Below are 1,039 nucleotides of genomic sequence, written 5' to 3'. Positions count from 1 at the left end.
TTAATTGCATCAGCAAGGCTTTGATACCATTGGTCACAGAAGTAATGCGGGAACATCGGGTTATTAACCCCTTTGTTTTTCTCCATCATGCGGCGTGCTTGCATATAAAACGCGGAGTGCCACTCAAGCTTTTTGATCACATCCTCTATGCGCTCAAAAAACTCGTCTTCATCCCAGTGAATCACTTCTTGATATAAAGCGAGCTCTTGTTGAAAACGCTCCGTCTCACATACTTTGGTGATGCGTTTCTTTACGTTGCCGCGCCATTTTAACAAATGGTTTTTCACCGACGATTTTACACCTGGGTTTTCTGCCATCATCATGACTTGAGAGCGAGCCATCAAATCGTTGACTGCACTGTCGATGATGCCTGAATCCGCCACCATCAGCGCCAAGTTGAGTCCGTCTGCACCTAACATTTCGTCTCCTTAAGAGAAAAACTGATGTAAGTTTTTAAAGCGTTGAATGATCTTCTCGCTTTCACCTTGGATAGACTCAAGTCGTTGGCTCACCTGTTGCAGACTCGACTCCATAAGACGTGGTAATTCAGGATCCACAAAACTGTGTGGCAGTGCATCATGAAAGTTCGCTTTGACTTTACGCATGTGGTGCTCTGCTTCACTCAGTTGGTTTACGGCTTTTTCGCTTTGCGACAACCATTTTTGGTACAGCTCAATGTCCAAACCTTGTTGCGTTACCAAGCTCACCAAAATACCGCGGTTAGCAATATCGCGGATCACCAAGTTGTTCGCCGCATCCACATCAAAACGCAGACGACACATATTGGTGTTTTGGTTTACGTAACCGTACACATCACCTTGGCCATCTTTGATCACACGATCCAGTTCATCTTTCGGTACATAAACCCAACGGCTATCGCCCTTTTCCGATTCCGATACCGACATGTTGCTTTGCAAGATAACCAACTTCACTAGGTTAACGGCCGCACCCACTTTGTAGGTTTTCGCCTTCGAAGTATCGAAACGCATGGTTTCTTTGCGCAAAATACCGGTTGCGGCTTCAGAGGTCAGCGTCATAC

1 protein-coding gene and 1 pseudogene are annotated in these 1,039 nt (G+C 45.8%); both read right to left on the bottom strand.

All coding sequences use genetic code 11. The annotated features are described in order from the left end of the window. Positions 1 to 419 (bottom strand): annotated as a pseudogene (locus R7Q11_RS24985) (ATPase RavA stimulator ViaA); the annotation flags it as partial. A 9-nt stretch (positions 420 to 428) separates the two neighbouring features. Further along, positions 429 to 1,039: ATPase RavA domain-containing protein (locus R7Q11_RS24980; RefSeq protein ID WP_225466856.1), on the bottom strand; the 611-nt coding region annotated here is incomplete at its 5' end.

It is taken from the genome of Vibrio sp. 970 (assembly GCF_033339075.1).
The sequence above is the reverse complement of the archived record's forward strand: the minus strand, read 5'-3'. Positions and strand labels throughout refer to the sequence as shown.